The organism is Sediminibacter sp. Hel_I_10, assembly GCF_000688335.1.
Taxonomy (GTDB): Bacteria; Bacteroidota; Bacteroidia; order Flavobacteriales; family Flavobacteriaceae; genus Psychroserpens.
Map to the genome: position 1 here is coordinate 3,209,843 of NZ_JHZX01000001.1, position 17,483 is coordinate 3,227,325.

A 17,483-nucleotide genomic window follows, 5' to 3' on the forward strand; every position below is an offset into this window, starting at 1 on the left:
ATATGGTTATTTAGTGATTAAATTGTAGATAAATAATGTGGAAACATTTCCAGCCAAATGGGCCAATCATGTTCTGCCCATCGGCGCTCATCAAACCAAAAGGGGATGTTTTTGTCGTTGAGTATTTTTGCAAGTCGTTGATTGGCCTCTAAGCAAATGTCATATTCACCAACACCTAGAATGATTTTCATTTTCCAAAGCTCAGGATTATTGCTACCTGGTAAAAAATCCACGGGATTATTAAAAAAGACATTGTCATCATAATAGCCTCCCAAAAACGACTTGATGTCAAAAGAACCACTCAAGCTAAACATGTGGCTTACCTTTTCAGGATGTTTGAATGCAAAATTAGCGGCATGATAGCCGCCAAAGCTAACACCAGCCATGGCTACTTTCGAAATTCCCTTTTCATGACAAATAGCATTCACGACTTCATCCATGATAAACTTATCATACCACATATGGTTTTTAACCTTTTCAGCCGGATGAATGCCTTTATTGTACCAACTCATATCGTTAATACTATCTGGACAGTAAATTTGGATGAGTCCTTGTTCTAAGAACCATCGTGCAGATTCTATAAGCTTAAAATCCTTACACTCGTAAAATCGTCCCATGGTTGTAGGAAATAATACTACAGGATAGCCAGCGTGGCCAAAAGTGAGCATTTCAATATCCTTGCTCAGAGTAGGTGAATACCATTTGTGATAATCTTCTTTCAATCGTTTCGTTTTAAATTATTTACAGATATTAAGATGCGCAAAAATATTGGATTGGTACCAACTGTGGTTAAGAAATTTTGATTTGGGAGACTGTATTTTTTCATTTAGAATCAATACTGTTAACAATATCGTTTTTTTTCAATAAAATAGAGCATTGCAGGGCATTAAATATTTTATTTTATGAAAAAAAATGCATTTAAGTATGAGGTATGCGTGGATATTTGAGTTTCAAGATAGGTGTAATTGAAGATTTGACTCCTCCTCGAATAGCGGTTGACGGTTCATCATTAAAAACATACAATTGGGTAGATTGATTTTTAAGATCTGATAGCTTCGGTAGATATTTGTGGAACAATCCATCCATATTTAAAATCAGAACCTATGAAACATTTAATTTACATTTTAATCACTTTTATTTCGACGGTAACAATGGCACAGGGCAATTTCGAAAAAGGAATGGTAAAAGCCTTCGACCTTTGGAAAGCAGGAAACACAGAAGACGCTCAACATATGTTTGAACGTATTGCCGCTGCAGAACAAGACCAATGGTTGCCGCATTATTACATTGCCCAGATCAACAGTCTTAAAAGCTGGAATGAAACCGATGCACAAGTCTTAAAGCGCCAGTTAGAAAAAGCACAAGACCATTTAAATATAGCTATGGCCATAAGTAAAGATAATCCTGAACTACTAGTGCTACAGGCTCATGTTTGGACCAATTGGGTCGCATTTGACGGGATGACTTATGGCATGAAATATAGCGGTAAGATTACTGCCTTATACCATAAGATCATCAAGATGGCGCCAGATAATCCTAGAGTAGTGTTTAGCAAAGCTGAGTGGGACATGGGAAGCGCCAAGTATTTTGGGCATGACACAGCGCCCTTTTGTGCAGACATAGAAAAGTCTACCAAACTTTTTGCTACATTTAAACCAGAAACAGAGTTGCATCCCAATTGGGGTAAGGAACGCGCCGAAGAAGCTTTGGAATCTTGTAAAGGCTAAACCATAAATTATGAAACTAAAAGAATTGCCAAAACGCATATGGATTACCTTCATCATTGGCTCTATTGTATATGTTATAGGAACATTTTTATCTGATGGGTTTCAATATGATAGCATTAATGAATTTCTTTTAGATTTTACAATCTGGCAGCTTTATGCTTTTGTGTTAGGATTTTCCAACACCTACTTCTTTAATTATATGGAGCGTAGAAATTGGAAAAAATACGATACGCTAAAACGTATTTTCTTCGGAATATTGGGCTCTACCATAATCACCTTGATCGATTTGTTTTTATTGAGAGTTGCTGTGGAAGTACTTTATTTCGGAGCACCGTTCAACACCTTTATAGAAAACGAGTCATGGCAAGGTTATGCCTTTGGATTTTGGGTAACGCTTATTATCGTTTCGGTTTTTCATGTCATTTACTTTTACAATCAGTATCAGAAAAATAGAATTAAAGAACAGAAGGTTATTGCTGGAGCTGCAAGTGCAAAGTTTGATGCGCTTAAAAATCAATTAGATCCTCATTTTTTATTCAATAGTCTGAATGTCTTAACCAGTCTTATTGAAGAAAATCCAAAAAATGCGCAAAAGTTCACGACCTCTTTGTCAAAAGTGTACCGTTACGTACTTGAGCAAAAAAACAAGGAATTAATTCCTGTAGATGAGGAGCTCGCATTTGCCAAGACCTATATGTCTTTATTAAAAATGCGTTTTGAGGATAGCATTATTTTTGAAATTCCAGATCAGGCCTCAGATCCAGAAATGAAAGTGGTGCCGCTGTCATTACAATTGCTTTTGGAAAATGCGGTAAAACATAATATGGTTACCCCAAGCAAACCGCTACATATTAAGATTTATGAAGATAGCAACCACTTAGTGGTTATGAATAATTTACAACTCAAGCAAATCGTGAAGAAGAGTAGTGGGGTTGGTCTTGAAAATATCAAGCAGCGCTATAGGCTACTTTCAAATAGAAAAATAATTATAAAACAACGTGAGCAGGATTTTGTTGTCGCAATACCTATGCTCACCAAACAAGTATCAGTTATGAGAAGATTAGAACCCGCAAGGTCAGGTGTTAGTGACCAGTATGTAAAGGCGCGCAAACGCGTAGAAGAGCTTAAGGCATTTTACTATAGCCTCATTTCTTACTGCCTCGTCATTCCTTTTTTAATATTTATATATTTTAAATATTCAAGTCATACCATTCAATGGTTTTGGTTCCCTTTATTAGGGTGGGGACTTAGCCTTGTATTTCAGGCTTATCGTGTATTTGTGGATGATGGAGCTTTTGGAGCTAAATGGGAGCAGCGTAAAATAGAAGAATTTATGCAAAAGGAAGATAGAAACCGATGGAGTTAAAATCAATTGACATGAACAAAATAGATTCAGAATTAAAGTATAACAGAGCTAAAAATAGAGTTAAGAAATTAAGAGGGTTTTACAATCATGTTGCCATATATTTTATAATAAACTTTATTATCACAGGATTTAAAACTTATAACTATTTGGATAACTGGGAGATGTTTTTTGGTAGAGTAGTTAGTATTGATGTGTTGAGTTCATGGGTGGTTTGGGGAATGATGTTACTGCTGCATTTTCTAATGGTTACTTACGGATTGGGTTGGGAAGAGCGCAAAATTGAACAATACATGAACGAAGAATTGAATAACGACTCAAAACTTTAAAATGATGGAAAAATATAAATTAGAACTTTACGATAACGAAGAAGAGACCTATTCTTATAAACGCGAAGAAGCTTATATAAGAGCGAAAAAGCGGGTAGATAGTTTAATCGGATTTTACTGGCACCTCGCCTCTTATGTTATTGTCAATCTCTTCTTGATTGTTGTAATAGGGATGTATTCCAATCAGGGATTTACTAGTTTTGGGACTTATGCCACAGCTTTTTTCTGGGGTATTGGATTATTGTTTCATTTCTTAGGAGTTTTTGGACCAAACTTCATGTTCGGAAAAAATTGGGAAAAGCGAAAAATTCGGGAGTTTATGAATAAGGAAAATGAGAACTGGGATTAGAATTTTAAGAATTGAAACTTATGGACACTAAAGAGAAAGACGCTCAAAACTTAATTCAGGCAAAGCAAAAATTACGAAAACTTAAGATCTTCTACATTCATTTGGCTGGGTATTTTGTATTAACGGCATTACTACTTTATAACTTATATATTATTGAAGACAACGGTTACAAGCAGACCATTACTATTCTAAACATGACAACTATAGTAGTGTGGGGTGTTTTTCTTTTTGTACATGGGTGTTTTGTTTTTAAAGGAAGATTTTTATTTAAGAGAAGCTGGGAAGAAAAGAAGATCAACGATTATTTAAATAAGGAAGAAGGCCAGAATTCTGGTTTTTGGGAATAATTTATTCTGAATACGAGTTTTGAGAATATTTAAAAAATGTAATTTAAACTATGAATGTTATTATAATTGAAGACGAAAAACCGTCTGCAAGGCGCTTACAGCGTATGCTTAAAGAATTGAATGTTGACGCAGAAACCATGTTGCACTCTGTAGAAGAAGCTATTGATTGGTTTCAAAAGAATGCCCATCCTGATTTGATTTTTTTAGACATTCAATTGAGTGATGGTCTCTCATTTGAGATTTTTGAAGCGGTAGATATTAAATCTGCAGTTATTTTTACAACGGCTTACGATGAGTATGCGCTTCAGGCCTTCAAACTAAATAGTATCGATTATTTATTGAAACCTATTGATGAAGAAGATCTAGCAACGGCTGTAGAAAAATACAATAGTAGAACTGCAAATAGAGAAACTCAAGCCGTAAAATTAGACTTTGACGATATTAAAAAACTTTTGGTCAACCCTATTGAAAGAGAGTATAAGAAACGATTTTCAGTAAAAGTTGGTCAGCACCTCAAGTTGATCAATATCGATGACATTGAATGTTTTTACAGCGAAAATAAAGGCACTTATGCCTATACAAATGAAGGTAGAAATTATCTTTTAGACCTAACTTTAGAGCAATTGGAAGAGGAGCTAGAGCCGCATAAGTTTTTTAGAGTGAGCCGAAAATTTATTGTCAACGTTAATGCCATTGATGATATGATTAGCTATACAAACTCAAGATTAAAAATTAAATTAAAGACGTTTAAAGATGGTGAAATTATTGTGGCTAGAGAGCGCGTCAAAGAATTTAAGGATTGGCTGGCATAATTTAAGTGAAGGCTATTTTATTTACTGATCCTGTTGTCATCAAATGCTGAAGGCAATAGATTGGGAATCAATTTCGCAAAAATAGGCAATAGAATAGCGCCACCAGGTAACATGAAGATTGCCAAGCTTGGAATAGTCTTAAGGATATCTACAATTTGAGCATACATCAACTTTTGTTCTTCCTTGGTCAGCTCAGTGTGGGTAGACTTGCTTATTAAGAATAGTAAATCCTTGCTTTGTCGTAACTCTTTAACCAAACGCTTGCTATTTCTTCTAATTAGCTTATTGACCAATTGAGAAGAATTTTCAAAGAAATTATGAATAGGATTGGTTTGCTGAAAAAGTAAGATCGTCTTTCTATTGGTTTGATGAAACTTAGAGACTTCTACAATTGATTTTTGAATTACAGTAATAGGGATCTCTAAACGTTTCGCTAAACTTTTTAAAAACTGATATTCCGTTTTTTCTAAAACTTCATCGTCCCATACCGAAAGACATACAAGATCTATTAAATATAATTTTTCATGAGGTTTGATATTATACTCAATATCATAAATGAGATCTTGAACCTCTAATTCGTCATCGACAAGTGCGGTTGAGAACTCAATAATTTCTATAACATCCTTATCCTCTTCGGTTATTTTGCTCTTTGAATTAAGGGATTGATAAAGTGTTCCAATAATCATCTGCTCTAGATTAGCGGCAGTTGATTTGACGTCAATCTTCTCTCTGATGTAATTGTCAAAGACAAGTACATCTACAAATAATAAAGAGTTTGTTATAGACTTGTTGAAATTTTTGGTAAGCAAGTCGTCGTCTATGTTAACACGATCATTGATTAAGCGTTCCAATTTTGTACTGGCACTTTTTCCTATGAGCAATCGATCCCATAAAGAAAAGTCAGACACTTCCAGTTCTTCATAAAACGTAAGTAATGTTTTAGAAAACTCTTTAAAATCAAAATTCTCGTGCTTAAATGAGTAGCTGTGATATAAGGCGGTAATCAAATTTATTTTTGCCAGCTCATCTTCCGAATAGCGATGAATCTTCTTAAACCCATCGGTGGCACTAATGTTTACGCCATAAATAAAGCCATACTGTTTGAGTGCAGCATAAAGTTGTGCGTAATCTTCAAAAGGTAATTGACGCTTTGAGAGTTGAGAACATAAATTCTCAACCCAGCCATTGGTTGATGGATTCATTTTAGAATAAACTAATAAAAGACAAAGGTAATTGATTGCCGCAAATCTCTAGAAATATTTTAGTTAACAAAGTTTTAACAAAACCGCATCTGTAGTTTTTGCGTAAACATAGCAGAGACAATTATTAATTAACAAAAATCTCATGTTATTATGAAAAAATCAAAACTTTTAATTGGAGCTGTCGTCATTGCGATGGGAAGCTTGGTCGCTATCGCGGCAGATCACATTGATGCACCTGCTGTTGCAGGAACATCAAGTGACATTACAGATTATTATGCCTTTCAAGGTCAAGATGAAAGCACCATTGCTTTTGTGGCAAACACGCAAGGTTTTATTTCACCTGCAGATACTGGAGCTGCTCAGTTTGATGAAGATGTGATCATTGAGTTCAATATTGATACCGATGGTGATGCTACTGAGGATTTAGTGATTCAGGCCGTTGCAAGAGACGGTAAAATGTATGTTTTTGGACCAGCAGCTCCATCATCAACTGGCTTAAACAGTACGATTTTAACAACCACACCTATGGTTGTAGATATTACTGCTTATGGCACCGCAAATCCGGTAATCGCGAGTTCTAATGGTATGCGCATTTTTGCAGGACCAAGAGACGATCCGTTCTTTTTTGACTTTACAAGATATAATGAAGTCTTAGAAGGAGCTCCAGGATTCAGCGATCCTGGAACAGATACTTTTGCAGCTTCCAACGTCATGTCTATAGTGGTTGAAGTACCAAAAGACCAAATTGGAGGAACCGGTACGATCAACACTTGGGTTGAGTCTAAAAGAAAACAATAATTATTAAAATTTAGAAATTATGAAAATCAATAATATAAAATTAATGGCAATTGCTGTTCTCGTTGCTTTTTCTGCAATCAACTGTAGCGATGACGATGATAATACACCCATGGGAGAAGTGCTTCCGAACTTTACAGGAACTTACACACAGGAAGATCAAATGGGTCGCCCTGCAATTAACACCGTTTTTGTAAATATGGCAGATAAAAATGCATTCAATAGAACCATTCCTAGTAATCAAGATGCCGCATTTCAAACCAAATTTCAGAACAAACTTTTGGCTTTGAATCCTAACTACACAACCAATGCTCTTGGGTTTACGGCAGAAGCTTTTACAACTGCTTTAGCTACAGATGTACTGACTGTTAGTTTAGATGGTACCACCACGTTTTTTGATGGTACTAACGTATTAACTGGTCGTGCATTAGGTGATGATGTCATAGATACTGAGTTACTCTTAATCTTCGGTGGACCAGACGGTACTGCAAACCCTGGTTTAACTAGTGATAATGTAGATTCAAATGACAAAGCATTTAGTGACTCCTTTCCTTACCTAGCTTCGCCTTGGTAAAATAATGTCCAATCTTGAAGTTGGAGCTAACAATCCAACTTCAAGATTTTTATTACAACTCTAAAAATAAATAACATTAAACTTTCTTATATGAACTCAAGAATTTTAACGATTGCTGTTGCAACGTTACTGATTTTCAGTTGCTCAAATTCTTCAACATCGAAAGTCACAGACAAAAAAGATTACAATAATTACTTGGCCTTAGCTGAAAATAGCACTTACGAGACCGCTAAAAAATCTAACGAATTTTGGTCTAACAAATTAGATGCTACTCCAGAGCAATACCCGTACTTGGCAAAAAAGGCGTCCACTTATAATCGCATGTTTTCCGCTTCGGGAGAGATCGAATATTTGAAATTGGCCGAAGAAAACTTGGTTCTTCTCAACGAAAAAACAAAATTTAAAACTCCAGGCTATTTAAGGAGCTTGGCCCATAATTATATATCGCAACACCGTTTTAAAGAATCTTTAGAACTGTTGGAAAAAGCGGAAGCACTTAAAGAAAATCTCCCAGCAACAAGAAAAATGCTGTTTGATGTGCACTTAGAATTGGGTAATTACAGTAAGGCAAAAGCCTATTTAGATCAAATTGAAAACTTTAGTGACTTTGATTATCTCATCCGTTTGGCAAAATGGAATGATCACAAAGGAAACCTAGATGCTGCAATCAAATACATGGAAAAAGCTATGGAAAAAGCCGAGTCGGGTAACCTTAAAGGTTTAAAGCAATGGTCTTATACTAACATTGCAGACTTTTATGGTCATGCAGGAGAAATAGAAAAATCTTATGCCTATTACTTAAAAGCGTTGGAATTAGATCCTAACGATGCTTACTCAAAAAAGGGAATCGCATGGATACTCTATTCTTACGAGAAAAATCCAGATGAGGCTCTCCGTATTTTAAATTCTGTTTCAGAATATTACAAAGCACCAGATTATTTCTTGCTCAAGGCTGAAATTGCCGATTATAAAGGAGATGCTAAGCTCAAATCAGAACAGCTTATTCTTTATCGAGAAGCTTTAGAAAATAAAGCTTACGGTGATATGTACAATTCGTACAACGTGATGCTCTATACAGATCAGTCGTCTGGAAGCAAAGAGGCTATTAAAATAGCTAAAGAAGAAGTGCAAAATAGGCCAACTCCACAATCTTACGATCTTTTGGCCTGGTCTTATTTCAAGGACGGTAGTATCGATGCGGCACTACAAGTTATAGATGAACATGTCATCAACAAAACATTTGAGCCTGTAGCTCTATATCATAGTGCTGAAATTTATAAAGCCGCCGGAATGCAGGAAAAGGTGAAGCCATTAAAAAAGGAATTATTAGCCAGCGTCTATGAATTGGGACCTATGATGGAAGATAAAATTAATAAATTGCAGCCCTAAACACGCCAACCAACTATGAAACCGTATAAATACTTTATAATTATTACGTTAGCTTTTGCCTCGGTAAATACTTTTGGGCAACAGCTCAAGGGGAAAGTGGTAAACCATATCAATCAACCCTTAGAAGCAGCATATATCTATAACATTACCACTAAAAGTCATTCACACTCTTTAGAAAATGGAACCTTTATTCTAGAAAATTCTAAAATTGGAGATTCAATTAGAGTAGGGTTATTGGGTTATGAAAATGAGAACAAAATGCTTACGGCATCAGATTTTGATATGGAAGTAACGATTACCTTGAAAGAGAAAACCTTTCAGTTAGAAGAAATGACAATTACAGAAGAGCTTAATGCGCTAAGTACCATTTCAAGATTGGATATTCAAACCAACCCGGTCAATTCATCTCAAGATATTTTGAGAAAAGTGCCTGGGTTAATTACAGGTCAGCATGCTGGTGGTGGTAAGGCAGAGCAGTTGTTTTTAAGAGGTTTTGATATAGATCACGGTACAGACATTTCCATTTCAGTAGATGGTATGCCAGTTAATATGGTGTCTCATGCGCATGGTCAAGGTTATAGCGACCTGCATTTTGTAATTCCAGAAACAGTTGATAAAATTGACTTCGGAAAAGGGCCTTATTATGCCAAAGAAGGCGATTTTAATACTGCTGGTTACGTTAATTTTGCTACCCGAGATTATCTCAAAGAAAGCATGATTTCCTTATCAGCTGGGCAGTTCAATTCTGTAAGAACCTTAGGGATGTTCAATCTCTTGGAAAAAACTCAAAATCAAAATGCCTATATGGCGGTAGAGTATTTAGCAACGGACGGTCCTTTTAAGTCCCCTCAAAATTTCAACCGCTTAAACCTCTTCGGAAAATACGTGATGTACTCTCCAGAGAATGATAAACTCACATTGTCAGCTTCGCATTTTACCAGTAGATGGGATGCTTCAGGACAAATTCCGCAGCGAGCCGTTGATGCGGGTTTAATTACAAGATTTGGTGCTATTGATGATACTGAAGGTGGCCAAACAAGTAGAACAAATCTTAACGCAGAATATAGTAAGCACATTTCAGATCAAACACGCTTGAAGGCTAATGCTTTTTACTCACAATATGATTTTGAACTGTATTCTAATTTTACGTTTTTCTTAGAAGATCCTATTAATGGCGATCAAATTAAACAAAAAGAAAATCGCAGTATTTTTGGATTAAATACAAGCATAATACATGAGACTTTTTTAGGAGCTGCGCCTATAACGGTGACCTCTGGACTTGGTTTTAGACATGACGTTATTGATGATGTGGAGCTGTCGAGAACTCTTAATAGAAGCACTACATTAGAGCAAATTCAGTTGGGAGATATCAATCAGACTAATATTGACGGATTTGTCAACGCTGAGTTTGAGTTCGGAAAATTTAGGATGGCACCAGGTCTAAGATTGGATTATTTCAATTTTATATATAATGATAAGCTTCAAGATGTCTATACCTTACTTTCTGAAACAAAAACAAGAGTGAGTCCTAAATTGAATTTTTTCTACGACGCCAAAGAAAATTTACAATTTTTTGTAAAATCGGGAATAGGTTTTCATTCTAACGATACCCGTGTTGTAGTGAGTAATTTAGGTAAGGATATTCTGCCAAAAGCCTATGGTTTGGATGTGGGAGATATTTGGAAACCCACTTCAAGATTAGTTGTGAACACGGCCTTATGGTATTTGTTTTTAGAACAAGAGTTCGTGTATGTTGGAGATGCCGGTATTGTTGAGCCTAGCGGAAAGACAGAACGCTTTGGTATAGATCTTGGGCTGCGCTACCAATTTAATGATTGGTTGTATTTTGATACTGATGCTACCTATACAAAAGCTAGAAGTTTAGAGGTTGTTGATGGAGAAGATTTTATTCCATTAGCACCAGATTTCACGATGGCAGGCGGACTTTCGGTTAATGATCTCGATGGGTTTTCAGGAGGATTACGCTACAGATATATTGACGATAGACCAGCGAATGAGGATAATAGTATTGTGGCAGAAGGTTATTTTGTCACAGATTTTAATGTCAATTATAGTTTTAATAAAATAACTTTGGGACTAATCGTTGAAAACCTATTTGATGTAGACTGGAATGAAACCCAATTTGCTACAGAATCCCGACTTCAAAATGAGGCAATGCCTGTTGAGGAAATTCATTTTACACCGGGAACACCATTTTTTGTAAGAGGCAGTATTGCCTATAAATTTTAAAAAATTAGAGAATTTGCTAATGATTTGAGGGAGTTATTAGTAAATGCTAACATAAAGAAATAGTAGATTCTACAACGACATACCATGTAGAGATATGTGGTATTTTTAGAGTTTTTTTGTTAGTTGAAAGCACCTGTTCTGAGTCTGTGAACAGGTGTTTTCTTTTTTAATAGATTTAAGTTTGTGATTTTGACGAAAAATAGTGCGCGCTATCCTTTCATAAACAGCCAAATCAAATTCTTTTTTATCTTTATCGGAAATGTGACATCTATGAATAGACCTCTACTCCCTCTCATTTTTTTATTCGTAACATTTTTGATTCATGCTCAACCAGATACTGAGGTGTTTTTGTTTGACTTTGAATTTAGTAAAGACAGTCTTAGACTTTTCAATCTTAAAAATATTTCTGATAGTCCAGGATATGATAACCAACCTTCATTCTATAATGATACATTGGTATTGTTCGCCTCTACACGTAATGATCAAACCGATATAAGATCTTACAATTTGAATAATGCGGAAACAACTTGGCTCACAGATACCGAATTTAATGAATACTCACCATTAAAAATTCCATTTCAAAATGCATTTTCTGCAGTTACATTAGAGAAAGATGAAAATCAACGCCTGTTGCAATATGATATTTTAGTAAAACTAGAACCTCTTATGCTTATTGATGATATCCTTATCGGCTATCATTTATGGCTTAACCGAAACATTGTGATCTCCTCGATTTTAAAAGATGAGAATCTAACGCTTACGGTTTCAGATTTTCGTTTTAAAAAGCATAAAGATTTAGTGGATCACGTGGGTAGATCTTTGTTTAAAATACCTAGTGAACGTAAAGATCCTTTGTTCAGTTTTGTAGATAAAAACAGTAATCCTTGGCAGCTCATGAGTTTTGATTTAGACGAACTTGAGGCCGAGGCTCTTTTTGAAATGATGCCAAACGTGGAAGACATGGTCTGGCTTAATGAGAAAATTGCGTTTTCTGGTAAAGGCCATAAGATTTACGCCCATAATCTGAAAAAACGCGGTGATTGGGAACTTGTTGCCACTCTTGATAATTTTGGCATAACAAATGTCACAAGATTGGCGATAAGTCCTAACGGAAAGAAAATAGCCATTGTTGGGGAGTATGTTCTTGATTATGATCCTGAAACGCCTGATGCTATTGTACAGCAGCAGTTAGATGCCTATAATTATCAAGACATTGATATGTTCTTAGAAACATATACAGAGGATGTTAAACTGTATAATTATCCAAATGAATTGATTTCAGAAGGAAAGGTGCAACTTCGTGAGCGTTACGCTGATTTTTTTGAAAATACGCCAGATTTGTATGCTGCGCTAGAAAACCGTACCGTCATAGGAAATAAGGTGATTGACAAGGAAAAGTTAACCGCTAATGGCAATACTTTTTTCGCCGTAGCCATTTATGAAGTGGAAAACGGATTGATTAAAAGTGTAACTTTTGTAAAATAAATATTAAAATCATGAAGCAGCTTTTTCTATTGATGTTATTCTTGGGGTCTTCTATTCCATCTCAGGCTCAAGAAAAACCATCCCAGTTAGAACCCAAGTTGGAAAATATAGCATGGATTGCAGGTACCTGGCGAGGCGAGGCTTTTGGCGGTATTACTGAAGAAATATGGAGCCAACCCTCAGGTGGCTCAATGATGGCGAGTTTTAAATTGATTAACGAAGGGGAAGTGACTTTTTATGAAATTGAAATCATTAAAGAAGTTGACAATTCCTTGCTGTTGCAGCTCAAACATTTTGATAAGAATCTAAAAGGCTGGGAAACTAAAAATGAAACCATTGATTTTCCTTTAAAAGAGATTACTGCTCATAAGGTTGTCTTTGAGGGAATGACCTTTGAGAAAGTCAGTGATACCAAAATGACTGTTTTTGTAGATATCAAAAACGAAGAAGGAGATGTTGAAATTGTAGCGTTTGATTATACCCGAGAATGAAATATTACAATATCTAAAGCACATTTTCAAAAGATATAGACCTATTTAATTATCGTTTTTAATAAAGGATTCTAGTGGAATTTACCATTAAATATAAGGTTTAGTATCAGTAATTGCCTTCACTTTAATCATCTAAAATACATTCTAAAAAATTGATATTGAAAAAGCCACAAATACCCGATTTTAAGCATCGTATAAATGTGGCTTGATGGTTTCTAAATTTTGCTATAATTTAGCTGTTAATAGATTCCATTACCGATTCTTCCTGAGTAATGGTCGAAAGATTGATAGCAGTTTCTATAAGTGCTAAATGCGAATACGCTTGAGGGAAATTACCCAACAGACGCTTTGTTTTAAAGTCAATATCTTCACTAAATAATCCTAAATGATTGCTATAGCTCAATAATTGATCAAAGAGTTTTTTGGCTTTTTGTTCTTCACCAATTTTGAACAAGCTATTGATAAACCAAAAGGTACAAATGGTAAAGGAGGAGGAAGGTAAACCAAAATCATCCTGATTTTTATAGCGGTAGAGCAGGCCGTCATTACTTAATTCCTTTTCTATAGCTTTAACAGTGCTCACATATTTTGGATCTTTAGCATCTATAAACTCATAAGGCTCCATGAGTAATACAGCGGCGTCCAAATCTGTGCTACCATAACTTTGAGTAAATGCTTGTACGTCTTCATTCCAAGCATTATCCATAATATCCTTACGTATTTCGGCCTCTAACGGAAGCCATTTTTCAAGCTTATGAGTTTTTCCTAAAATTTTAGACACTTTAATCGCCTTATCTATGGCAACCCAACATAACACTTTAGAAAAGGTGAAGTGTCGGTCTTCCGTTCTAAATTCCCATATGCCTTTATCAGCCTCTTTCCAGTGCTTGCTTACTACCCAAACAATACCCTTAGTAATAGCCCAAAGTTCTTCGCCATTTTCAATATCGGTTTTAAACTTCACCAACTGCTGATGAATGACATCCATCAAAATCCCGTAAATATCATTTTGACGTTGTGAATATGCTGCATTACCAATGCGTACAGGTTTAGAACCCATATAACCGCTGAGGTGGTCTAGCTTTAATTCGGTCAATATTTTTTCACCATTAATGCCATACATGATTTGGAGTTTTTCATCCTTTTCAGGGATCAAGTGGGTGATGAACTCTAAGTAGCGTTTCGCCATGCGTTTGTGGCCCAATTGCGACACAACCTTGATAACCATAGAGGCATCACGAATCCAGCAGAAACGGTAATCCCAATTTCTAACCTCTCCAATGGTTTCAGGAAGTGACGTTGTTGCAGCAGCTAAAACAGCTCCTGTTTTTTCATAACTTAAAAGCTTGAGGGTCATTGCGCTTCTTGAAATCTGTTCATTATAAAGCGCATAGCTAGGTGTTCTAGTCATCCAGTTGAGCCAATACACTTTAGTGCGTTCCCGCTCTAAATCAATTTTATTGATGGTAGGAACAAATAGTTTTTCGTTATAACCAAATTGAAAAAAGCCGTCTGTTTTTAATTGAATGGGATGCCCTTCAACAACAGCTTTCTTGTCAAAACTGGTATAAAGAAATAAAGTATCATAACGTTCTTTATCGGTAAGGCTTACTATGAAATCTTCTTTCACGTAAGTGTTGGTGTTGCCTAGCGCATACTCTAATTTCGGGTTGTAATTGACCTTAAATTCCGGCGTTCCTTTTAAAAGTTTGATATATCGTACGACTTCCGGTGGCGCGTAATAATCATTGGTGTCTTTTTTGTAACGGGGCATGAAATCGTGGATTTCAAAACTATCCTTTTCCGTAGAAAAACGGGTTACTAAAATACAGGTGTTTTCTATGTAAGCTTGAGTGATCTCATAATCTTCTGAAACCGAAAAGCTAAAGCTCCCACCGATCTCATCGTCTAGGAGTTTTGCGAACACCGAAGAGGAGTCAAACTCTGGTAAGCAACACCAATCTAAAGAGCCTGTTTTTGAGATGAGTGCAGCGCTTCTGCAATTTCCTATAATGCCGTAGTCTAAATTCTTAATCAAATTTTAATGTTTATGGATTGTACGTTGACCGATTTAAACTTAATTTTAACACAATTCGAAGATTGTTTTCTGTTCAAACCAATTTTTCTTAAATTAACGAAAATCCTTCAAAAAATCAAAGCTTCAAAGATGAATAAAACGATAATTATTTCTAACAGACTCCCTTTACAGATCAAATTAGACCATGATAAACTCCAAGTTGAACCAAGTGTTGGAGGTCTTGCCACAGGACTTAAATCGGTACACAACGATGGTAATAGTCTTTGGATTGGTTGGTCTGGGCTCACTGAAGAAGAACTGAATGAGGAGCAAAGCAAAGAAGTGAAAAAAATGGTCAAGGAAGCCAAATGTGATGCGGTATCATTGACACAAAATGATCTCGAGAATTTTTATTACGGATTTAGTAATAGAACGTTATGGCCGCTGTTTCATTATTTTATGGAGTTTACCGAATTTGAAAATGATTATTGGGAATCTTATAAAGAAGTGAATCAGAAATTTGCAGATAAGGTTTTGGAGCATGTTGAAGATGGAGATACTGTTTGGGTTCATGATTACCAATTATTGCTCTTACCAAAACTTATTAAAGACAAGAAACCGAATACAACTATTGGGTTCTTTTTACATATTCCATATCCGTCTTATGAGATTTTCAGGACTTTTCCATGGCGTGAAGAATTATTGCACGGTATGTTGGGAGCAGATTTGATTGGATTTCACACCTATGATTACGAGCGACATTTTTTAAGTTCGGTAAAAAGGATCTTAAGACTTGATGTTAATTTTAATGAAATCACCTATCATGATCGCATTGTAAAGGTCGATTCATTTCCTATGGGCATTGATTATGACAAATTTCATGATTCTGCTATCAAACAAAAAGCTGAAGAAAAAAGCGAACTTCAAAAGCGATTGGATGATCACATCAACTCAAGTCCTGATGCCAGAATGATTTTGTCCATAGACCGTATGGATTATACTAAGGGTATTCCTAATAGGATTCGAGCTTTTGAATATTTTTTAAAAAAATACCCACAATATAAAGAAAAGGTACGTTTGATCATGTTGGCTGTGCCATCACGTTCTAATGTACCTCAATATCAAAAGCTGAAACGTGATACCGATGAACTTGTAGGGCGTGTAAATGGCGAGTTTTCAACTGTAAGCTGGACGCCAATCTGGTACTTTTATAGGTCTATGCCTTTTGAAAATCTGATTGATTTATATACCTCTTCGCATGTTGCCATGATTACACCCGTACGTGATGGGATGAATTTGGTAGCTAAAGAATATGTCGCCACAAGAACGGAACAAGACGGTGTACTCATCTTAAGTGAAATGGCAGGAGCTTCAAAAGAAATGAATGAATCCATGCTGATCAATCCTAACAATTTCGAACAGATTGCCGATACTTTAAAGTATGCATTGGAAATGCCAATAGAGGAACAACAATCTCGTATGAAAATATTACAGAAGCGATTAAAACGTTATACCGTAGAAAAATGGGCCGAAGAATTTATGAAATCGCTTCATGCTACAAAACATTTAGGTGCAGTGATTGCAGCAGAACGATTGGATGAAAAGGTACAGGAGCGCATGTACGCTGGTTTCAAACAATCAGAAAACCGATTGTTTCTGCTGGATTATGATGGAACCTTGGCAGGATTTAAGGATAATCCCAAGGAAGCAAGTCCAGATCAACAATTGTATAAGCTTTTGGATCAACTGCAATCGAATCCAAAAAATGACGTGGTCATTATTAGTGGACGTGATAGAGAAACCTTTACTGAGTGGTTTGGAGATGAAGATTACAAATTGATTACCGATCACGGCGTTTGGCTTAAAACGAAGGATCATCAGTGGGAAGCCTTAGAACGACTTAAAAATGACTGGATGGAGAACATCAAACCCATCTTAGAGACGTTTGTAGACAGAACTCCAGGGACCTTTATAGAGGAGAAAAAATACTCATTGGCTTGGCATTATAGAAAAGCCGATCCCGAGCTCGCTCAAATTCGAACCATTGAGATCGATACGGTGTTGACCAGTTTAACTTCTAATAATGACTTGTCTGTTTTAAAAGGAAACAAGGTCATCGAAATAAAAAGTAGTAGCGTTAATAAAGGAAGAGCTTCATCTCGATTGTTAACCGCTAATAATTACGACTTCATGTTCTGTATTGGTGACGATTGGACCGATGAATATATGTTTGAAGAACTTCCGGAAACAGCTTATACGGTTAAGGTAGGCTTTAAGAAAACTGCGGCGAAGTACTATGTTAAAAACACCGACGAAGTGAGAACGGTTTTGAAAAAGTTTGTAGAATAATTTT

Annotated in this window: 16 protein-coding genes; 13 read left to right on the forward strand and 3 right to left on the reverse strand. The window is 35.9% G+C overall.

Annotated features, from left to right (window positions below):
- Positions 1-17: 17 nt before the first annotated feature.
- Positions 18-722: an esterase family protein gene (locus tag P176_RS0114385; RefSeq protein ID WP_026755359.1), complete on the reverse strand. Its 705-nt coding sequence runs from the start codon at positions 720-722 to the stop codon at positions 18-20.
- 381 nt (positions 723-1,103) lie between these two features.
- On the opposite strand from P176_RS0114385, the gene P176_RS0114390 reads away from it, so the two are divergent.
- Genes P176_RS0114390 through P176_RS0114415 form a run of 6 tightly spaced genes read left to right on the forward strand, consistent with a single transcriptional unit; the run spans position 1,104 to position 4,927 of the window.
- Positions 1,104-1,727 (forward strand): M48 family metallopeptidase, encoded by a 624-nt coding sequence (locus tag P176_RS0114390; protein ID WP_026755360.1) that lies wholly within the window; start codon positions 1,104-1,106, stop codon positions 1,725-1,727.
- Between the two features lie 10 nt (positions 1,728-1,737).
- Entirely contained in the window at positions 1,738-3,093 is a 1,356-nt protein-coding gene (locus P176_RS0114395) for a histidine kinase (RefSeq protein WP_037348959.1), read from the forward strand.
- Between the two features lie 11 nt (positions 3,094-3,104).
- Entirely contained in the window at positions 3,105-3,419 is a 315-nt protein-coding gene (locus P176_RS0114400; RefSeq protein WP_037349341.1) for a 2TM domain-containing protein, read from the forward strand.
- Position 3,420: 1 nt separating this feature from the next.
- Positions 3,421-3,768 carry a 2TM domain-containing protein gene (locus P176_RS19560; protein ID WP_369793774.1) on the forward strand — a complete coding sequence of 116 codons (348 nt, stop codon included), beginning with the start codon at positions 3,421-3,423 and terminating at the stop codon, positions 3,766-3,768.
- 20 nt (positions 3,769-3,788) lie between these two features.
- Positions 3,789-4,115, forward strand: a complete 327-nt coding sequence (locus P176_RS0114410; RefSeq protein ID WP_026755364.1) for a 2TM domain-containing protein — start codon at positions 3,789-3,791, stop codon at positions 4,113-4,115.
- Positions 4,116-4,165: 50 nt separating this feature from the next.
- Positions 4,166-4,927 (forward strand): LytTR family DNA-binding domain-containing protein, encoded by a 762-nt coding sequence (locus P176_RS0114415; protein ID WP_026755365.1) that lies wholly within the window; start codon positions 4,166-4,168, stop codon positions 4,925-4,927.
- Between the two features lie 17 nt (positions 4,928-4,944).
- On the opposite strand, the gene P176_RS0114420 is transcribed toward P176_RS0114415, so the two are convergent.
- The gene (locus P176_RS0114420) at positions 4,945-6,129 is read right to left on the reverse strand and encodes an LETM1-related biofilm-associated protein (protein ID WP_026755366.1); all 1,185 of its coding nucleotides are present in this window, start codon (positions 6,127-6,129) and stop codon (positions 4,945-4,947) included.
- A gap of 150 nt (positions 6,130-6,279) precedes the next feature.
- Between P176_RS0114420 and P176_RS20785 the strand changes: the two genes are divergently transcribed.
- The 6 genes from P176_RS20785 (at position 6,280) to P176_RS0114450 (ending at position 13,113) form a co-directional block, all read left to right on the forward strand.
- A complete protein-coding gene (locus P176_RS20785) occupies positions 6,280-6,927 on the forward strand; it encodes a DUF4331 family protein (RefSeq protein WP_026755367.1) in 648 nt (215 codons plus the stop codon).
- 19 nt (positions 6,928-6,946) lie between these two features.
- Positions 6,947-7,498: a DUF4331 family protein gene (locus tag P176_RS20790; RefSeq protein ID WP_026755368.1), complete on the forward strand. Its 552-nt coding sequence runs from the start codon at positions 6,947-6,949 to the stop codon at positions 7,496-7,498.
- 90 nt (positions 7,499-7,588) lie between these two features.
- Positions 7,589-8,887, forward strand: coding sequence for a lipopolysaccharide assembly protein LapB (locus P176_RS0114435; protein WP_026755369.1), 1,299 nt, complete (start codon positions 7,589-7,591; stop codon positions 8,885-8,887).
- A gap of 15 nt (positions 8,888-8,902) precedes the next feature.
- Positions 8,903-11,137 (forward strand): TonB-dependent receptor domain-containing protein, encoded by a 2,235-nt coding sequence (locus P176_RS0114440; RefSeq protein ID WP_026755370.1) that lies wholly within the window; start codon positions 8,903-8,905, stop codon positions 11,135-11,137.
- A gap of 270 nt (positions 11,138-11,407) precedes the next feature.
- A complete protein-coding gene (locus tag P176_RS20595; protein ID WP_197022173.1) occupies positions 11,408-12,622 on the forward strand; it encodes a nuclear transport factor 2 family protein in 1,215 nt (404 codons plus the stop codon).
- An 11-nt stretch (positions 12,623-12,633) separates the two neighbouring features.
- Positions 12,634-13,113, forward strand: a complete 480-nt coding sequence (locus P176_RS0114450; protein ID WP_037348960.1) for a DUF6265 family protein — start codon at positions 12,634-12,636, stop codon at positions 13,111-13,113.
- 232 nt (positions 13,114-13,345) lie between these two features.
- Here P176_RS0114450 and P176_RS0114455 read toward each other — a convergent pair whose 3' ends face one another.
- Positions 13,346-15,148, reverse strand: a complete 1,803-nt coding sequence (locus tag P176_RS0114455; RefSeq protein WP_026755373.1) for a glycoside hydrolase family 15 protein — start codon at positions 15,146-15,148, stop codon at positions 13,346-13,348.
- A 132-nt stretch (positions 15,149-15,280) separates the two neighbouring features.
- Between P176_RS0114455 and P176_RS0114460 the strand changes: the two genes are divergently transcribed.
- Positions 15,281-17,479, forward strand: a complete 2,199-nt coding sequence (locus tag P176_RS0114460) for a bifunctional alpha,alpha-trehalose-phosphate synthase (UDP-forming)/trehalose-phosphatase (protein ID WP_026755374.1) — start codon at positions 15,281-15,283, stop codon at positions 17,477-17,479.
- The last annotated feature ends 4 nt before the right edge of the window (positions 17,480-17,483 follow it).

What these genes read in the sequence shown, in the direction of transcription:
- P176_RS0114390 (WP_026755360.1), top strand. Translation starts at nt 1,104, where the DNA reads ATGAAACATTTAATTTACATTTTAATCACTTTTATTTCGACGGTAACA.
- P176_RS0114395 (WP_037348959.1), top strand. Translation starts at nt 1,738, where the DNA reads ATGAAACTAAAAGAATTGCCAAAACGCATATGGATTACCTTCATCATT.
- P176_RS0114400 (WP_037349341.1), top strand. Translation starts at nt 3,105, where the DNA reads ATGAACAAAATAGATTCAGAATTAAAGTATAACAGAGCTAAAAATAGA.
- P176_RS19560 (WP_369793774.1), top strand. Translation starts at nt 3,421, where the DNA reads ATGATGGAAAAATATAAATTAGAACTTTACGATAACGAAGAAGAGACC.
- P176_RS0114410 (WP_026755364.1), top strand. Translation starts at nt 3,789, where the DNA reads ATGGACACTAAAGAGAAAGACGCTCAAAACTTAATTCAGGCAAAGCAA.
- P176_RS0114415 (WP_026755365.1), top strand. Translation starts at nt 4,166, where the DNA reads ATGAATGTTATTATAATTGAAGACGAAAAACCGTCTGCAAGGCGCTTA.
- P176_RS0114420 (WP_026755366.1), bottom strand. Translation starts at nt 6,129, where the DNA reads ATGAATCCATCAACCAATGGCTGGGTTGAGAATTTATGTTCTCAACTC.
- P176_RS20785 (WP_026755367.1), top strand. Translation starts at nt 6,280, where the DNA reads ATGAAAAAATCAAAACTTTTAATTGGAGCTGTCGTCATTGCGATGGGA.
- P176_RS20790 (WP_026755368.1), top strand. Translation starts at nt 6,947, where the DNA reads ATGAAAATCAATAATATAAAATTAATGGCAATTGCTGTTCTCGTTGCT.
- P176_RS0114435 (WP_026755369.1), top strand. Translation starts at nt 7,589, where the DNA reads ATGAACTCAAGAATTTTAACGATTGCTGTTGCAACGTTACTGATTTTC.
- P176_RS0114440 (WP_026755370.1), top strand. Translation starts at nt 8,903, where the DNA reads ATGAAACCGTATAAATACTTTATAATTATTACGTTAGCTTTTGCCTCG.
- P176_RS20595 (WP_197022173.1), top strand. Translation starts at nt 11,408, where the DNA reads ATGAATAGACCTCTACTCCCTCTCATTTTTTTATTCGTAACATTTTTG.
- P176_RS0114450 (WP_037348960.1), top strand. Translation starts at nt 12,634, where the DNA reads ATGAAGCAGCTTTTTCTATTGATGTTATTCTTGGGGTCTTCTATTCCA.
- P176_RS0114460 (WP_026755374.1), top strand. Translation starts at nt 15,281, where the DNA reads ATGAATAAAACGATAATTATTTCTAACAGACTCCCTTTACAGATCAAA.